This window comes from Allocoleopsis sp., from assembly GCF_036703385.1.
In the GTDB taxonomy this organism is placed as follows: Bacteria; Cyanobacteriota; Cyanobacteriia; order Cyanobacteriales; family Coleofasciculaceae; genus Allocoleopsis.
On the sequence record NZ_DATNPA010000330.1, the window covers coordinates 1 to 4,770 of the forward strand.

5 protein-coding genes and 1 pseudogene are annotated in these 4,770 nt (G+C 46.5%); 2 read left to right on the plus strand and 4 right to left on the minus strand.

Annotated elements, in window-relative coordinates:
- Window positions 1-242: 242 nt before the first annotated feature.
- The gene (locus V6C93_RS16370; RefSeq protein WP_333477736.1) at window positions 243-641 is read right to left on the minus strand and encodes a response regulator; all 399 of its coding nucleotides are present in this window, start codon (window positions 639-641) and stop codon (window positions 243-245) included.
- A 239-nt stretch (window positions 642-880) separates the two neighbouring features.
- A pseudogene (locus tag V6C93_RS16375) lies at window positions 881-979 on the minus strand (cyclic nucleotide-binding domain-containing protein); the annotation flags it as partial.
- 135 nt (window positions 980-1,114) lie between these two features.
- Between V6C93_RS16375 and V6C93_RS16380 the strand changes: the two are divergent.
- Window positions 1,115-1,525 carry a hypothetical protein gene (locus V6C93_RS16380; RefSeq protein ID WP_333477737.1) on the plus strand — a complete coding sequence of 137 codons (411 nt, stop codon included), beginning with the start codon at window positions 1,115-1,117 and terminating at the stop codon, window positions 1,523-1,525.
- 67 nt (window positions 1,526-1,592) lie between these two features.
- Here V6C93_RS16380 and V6C93_RS16385 read toward each other — a convergent pair whose 3' ends face one another.
- The gene (locus V6C93_RS16385; protein ID WP_333477738.1) at window positions 1,593-1,805 is read right to left on the minus strand and encodes a hypothetical protein; all 213 of its coding nucleotides are present in this window, start codon (window positions 1,803-1,805) and stop codon (window positions 1,593-1,595) included.
- 116 nt (window positions 1,806-1,921) lie between these two features.
- Complete coding sequence (locus tag V6C93_RS16390; protein ID WP_333477739.1) at window positions 1,922-3,142, minus strand: esterase-like activity of phytase family protein; 1,221 nt, start codon at window positions 3,140-3,142, stop codon at window positions 1,922-1,924.
- A gap of 196 nt (window positions 3,143-3,338) precedes the next feature.
- Between V6C93_RS16390 and V6C93_RS16395 the strand changes: the two genes are divergently transcribed.
- Complete coding sequence (locus V6C93_RS16395) at window positions 3,339-4,484, plus strand: hypothetical protein (RefSeq protein WP_333477740.1); 1,146 nt, start codon at window positions 3,339-3,341, stop codon at window positions 4,482-4,484.
- Window positions 4,485-4,770: the final 286 nt, after the last annotated feature.

Here is a 4,770-nt window from a genome sequence, read left to right on the forward strand (position 1 = left end):
GTTTAACCGGACGTGATATTAGTTCTACGGCGATAGATCCACCCAACTTAAGCCAAATGGCACTGAATTAAGGGAAAAGTGATCGTTGTTTGGGAAAAACCCAGATTGGGGGGGTTCCCCCCAAACCCCCCACTGGGGGACGTTAGCGAAGCGGGGCGCGTAGCGCACAACGCTTCCCCCAGACCCCCTCCGCAAGGGTTGATGGGTGAGGTATGAGAGTTCTTAAATCAGTGCCACCCAACTTAAGCCTGCTGATAAGTATCAAGCTGTTGATGAGGTAATGGTAAAAACTGATTAACAGAATCAAGCAGTACTTGAGGGTGACTTTGCTTAGAGATATAAGCATCTGCACCTTGCTTGCTACCCCAGTAAAAATCCAATTCTTCGCTTTTAGCCGTAAACATGATTACAGGTAGGTTCTGGGTTTTCTTATTGGTTTTGATCCAGCGGCAAACTTCGTAGCCATTCATTTTAGGCAAAACGATGTCCAAAATTACCAGGGACGGGCAATAACAGTGAATTTTTAATAGTGCTTCGACACCATCACTCGCGATAATCACGTTGAAGCCGCGCCTTCTGAGTATGGCTGACATCGCTAGCTGTTGCGTCCGATTATCCTCTACTAGTAGTACTGCTCCCATATCAATTTCCTGGTAAGTCGTGAGACAGTCAAATTGGGGCTGTATCTATATCAGTGCGATGCTACCACTGATGAGCTGTTCATCCAAACCCTATGTGATTTTACAATTCATCCTTTAGATAGATGACGTATATTTGTAAGTATAAATACTCTAATCTTTCCTGAAAACTTATGAGAAGGATTTAACATAAATTTATAAATCTGCTCTTAGCCTTCTGCTAATACTGTTAAATGCTATCCATCTGCGAGAGGATGTAAAATTTGTTCTTTACCATCCGTAGACAGCTTGAAAACTTTGACTCTGCCGGACTTGACAACAAAAAACCCCCTACCCTCATCCCATAGGCGTAGGAAATGTCAGACAGGTTGAGCCTGCAATCTCTGTCTAATGCCTGAATCCCACGCGCTTGACTCCGTGGGAGTGGCTCAATCCTAGCTCATAACTCTAAGATGTACAGCCGCAGGAGTCACATCATGGAACAACTCGATCGCCTAATCAAAATGGCAGAAGACGAACTCACCGAGTACAGTACTGATGCCCGCAAAATGGAGAAACTCCGCCGTAAGATTGGTCTATCTGTGCCCCTGGAACAGCAACGTCGTTGTCGTGAAGCCTTAGCCGCACAAATGGCATCTGACGGCTTGCCCAAGCTGATTGAGGAACAGCGTCAAACCGTTGCTTTACCCTTTTGGGGAATTGCCGGATTGGGTTTACTTGGAGCAATTTCTCTCATGCAATGGATAGGCTATATCGTAGCTGTTGCCGGAGTTGTTGCCGCGTACCGCATTCAGAAATGGGGCTGGGAATTACAGGCAAAGCGTCTGCTGCTACAAACTTTAGAGGATATTGAAGCCCGTATCGCCCAACCTAAGGCTTCAGAGTAATTACTCCCTTCCCGCCAGAAGAATACCTAATGTATCGGTCAATACCATAATCTAGCAGAAAACGCGATCAGCTAGCGTCGCGCCGACGCTCGTTCCAACGCTCCTTCGTCGCTAACGCTGCACTATCACTATGCTGCTTCGCACCATGCGACATTGCGGCAATGCCAAAGGCGATCGCTTGTTCTGGAAATGGAAGATGCGATCGCTCTCTACCGGAAAACTTGCTCCGCCGTAGGATGGACGGGACGCCCGTCGGAGAAAATGGTGCAAAACTCCCCATGAGCTGGGCTTACGCTTCGCTAACGCACACGAGCATTCAATAAAAGACTCTTCCCCATTCCCGACTCCCGACTCCCGACTCCCCACTTTCAGGTTAGATTCTCAATCAGTGAAGTTTCATCCCAATCCCTTCAGGCGGAACAAAAGAAACAGCGTCACCTGAGTATCGCTAAAATTATCATCACTTACCAAAACTAAACTCTGACTTCCATCAGGCAGACGTGGTCCTAGTTCCATTCCCTCCAAGTTATCTAGATAAATTCCTAATTGACTCAAGTCCAACACCAACTTTTTCTTCACAGGATTAATTCTGGAAATATCACCCTTGAGCGTTTCAATGGTCGAGATATCTGTTGCCGCACTCATTGCCATCTGATAAATTTTGGCATTGGCTCCCAATGTTCCATAGGTACGTTCCAGGGTTAGAAAGTGCCCCCCTGTATCTACCGTGACTAACTCCGTTAAACCATTATCGATCGCACCATCGGGAGTAGGGTCGAGTAGGTAGAGATGTTCAGCCACCACCATCGGGCGACTAATGGGGCCAATTAAATAATGCATCAGCCGAAGCCTAGCAGACTCTTGTGATTTACCTGGTAATTTGTCTTGCAAGAGTGCAGACTCGGTAGCAGTAAATAGGCGAAAGGGGTCACCACTTCCTGCCGCTAAGCTTCCTAGTTCCAACGTCAACGCCTCGAACCCTAGATTATCTTGAATACCGCGAGGTGGTTGCTCCTCCTTGGTATCCTCATTGGGCAGATAGCGTTCTGGAATTACCAAGCTTTGCTGCTGTTGTCCGGTTTTTAGATCGAACTCCCGGATAAAAGGAGCAATTCCCTTACTCGGAACGCCTTCACTAGAAATAAACACAGTTTTTCTGGGGGACAGGGCAATGCCTTCAGGGTCAATACTCCCTTGGGCATAATTTTTGCCGTTCTCATCGGTGAGAAAGGTAACATCTTCAACATCTACTTTTTCAAGACCAATCTCCCCCTTATCAGTGCGCTTGACACTGAGTCCTAGGGTGTAAAACCGAGCTGGGGCGAATTGAGAGCGGTCATCGGAAAGAGCATAAAATTTATTGCGCTGGCGATCGTAGGTTAAGGCAGATAATCCCCCAACGGGCGTGTCCTTAAACTTTGTTTTGGGGAGTTGGTACTCGCCTAAGAAATCGAGGGAAATATCGCGAAATGTCCGTTGTTCTGCTGTCCTCGCCTGGGATGGAGCACAAGCTGTCGTCAGGAAACTCAGCAGTGTTAGCACCACAACGAAGAGTAGGGAAAACAACTGGCGAGATGCCTGTAACTTTAAGCGGTTACGCTTTACTAGCTGAGTCATGAGTAGTTATTCTATCAGAGCAACAAGTAGGTACAGTTTGTCAAGGAATGAACAGAAACTCTGGCTTTAATTTAAGCGTCAATTGGGGTGTAAATTCGTTATGACTAAAGTGATATTAAATTCTTTACAACCTAAACTTCTAAATTGGGGAAGGGCAGGGTTATGGACTGCCACATTCCTACTTTGCTTCAGTTCAGTGGCATTGGCAGCCCAAGAGAAGCCGAAGCCAGAGGAATTCAAGGTTAACCCCTTGGAAATCACCAAACCTGATCCACTGTTGCCTCGAATACCTAAAAGGGGGACTCTCAGCCCGGAAGAACAGTCGAGATTGAGAAGCGCTATTGATGAGTTAGATGCTCAGGGTCTAGCTTTGTACAAAGAAAAAAAAGCAGATGAAGCGTTTGATGTTTGGTATCGAGGACTGCGACTGCGTCGGGTACTAGATCGAGTGGAGGAGGTGCAGGCGCTGGGGCGAGTTGGGGAGATAGCTTGGCAGAACACTCGTAAGTTCGATGCGCAAGTGATTACAAAGCGTTTGCAGGAGATTCAGAAAGAGGCTGAGGATAAGAAAGCACTGAATCTAGAACTTCTGCAAGCGTTGGGACAGGCTTACCAGCAGGTGAGATTTCCAGAACCTGCGGTCAAAGTTTATCAGCAAATTTTGGCTCAAGAGCGTCAGCAAGGGGATACGGAGGCTCAAGAGGCGACGCTGAAAACGCTGGCTCAACTGAACATGGATTGGTTCAACTACCCGCAAGCGGCAGCCGTTTATGAGGATTTGCTCACTCAAGCCCAGGCACGGGGCGACCGCGTTAATGAACTAGCTTATCTCGAACAACTCGTTTACATCTACAACAAAGCCCAGCAACCGGAAAATGCCTTGCGGATGAAGCAAAAGCTGGCAGCCACTTACCCCCCTACCGATCCACGTTTACCTGCCCTGAAAATTGCGATCGCGACTGACTACGAAGCCCTCAATGAACTCGATCCGGCGAGTCAAAACTACCAAGATGCCTATAAGTTAGCGTGGGCGCTGCGGCAGTGGGCTTATGCAAGTGAAGCCCTGCAAAAGCTAGCCGCCTTGTATCATACTCATAATCAATCGGATTATGCTTTACAAGTTTATGATGTTTTGATCAAGACACAGCAGCAATCCTATAATTTCTATGGTTTGATGAATACTTATGACAAAATGGGACAAATTTATCTAGAGCAAAGAAAGTATTCTCAAGCTCTCGATGTTTTCCAAAGAGGTATGCAATTAGCAAAGTCATTGCAGTATCAGGAAAATTATTTTGCTGAGCAACTTGAGCGAGTGAATAAGCAGACTTCGCAGCAGTAGTTAGGATTTCAAAAATTCAGTCGTTGTATTTTTTTGAATACATGCTTTTGTAAGGGCACGATAATATCGTGCCCTAGTTATATGATTTATCTAATGCTGGAGAGTCAGGAGCGAGGGATGCGTGGAATCCGACAAATGCCGGAGTACTGGCTACCCCCTCTAGGAACATTAAAAAATACTCAACGACTGAGGGCAATTTTAGCGACTCCTAAGGTTCAATCTTTTCTCGATCACTATTCCTTCGATATCGTCGCTCTACCAGCAGAACAATTGCACAAAACAATTA

Coding starts and splice junctions, on each gene's coding strand:
- V6C93_RS16385 (WP_333477738.1), bottom strand. CDS start 1,805: ATGGGGAGTTTTGCACCATTTTCTCCGACGGGCGTCCCGTCCATCCTA.
- V6C93_RS16370 (WP_333477736.1), bottom strand. CDS start 641: ATGGGAGCAGTACTACTAGTAGAGGATAATCGGACGCAACAGCTAGCG.
- V6C93_RS16390 (WP_333477739.1), bottom strand. CDS start 3,142: ATGACTCAGCTAGTAAAGCGTAACCGCTTAAAGTTACAGGCATCTCGC.
- V6C93_RS16380 (WP_333477737.1), top strand. CDS start 1,115: ATGGAACAACTCGATCGCCTAATCAAAATGGCAGAAGACGAACTCACC.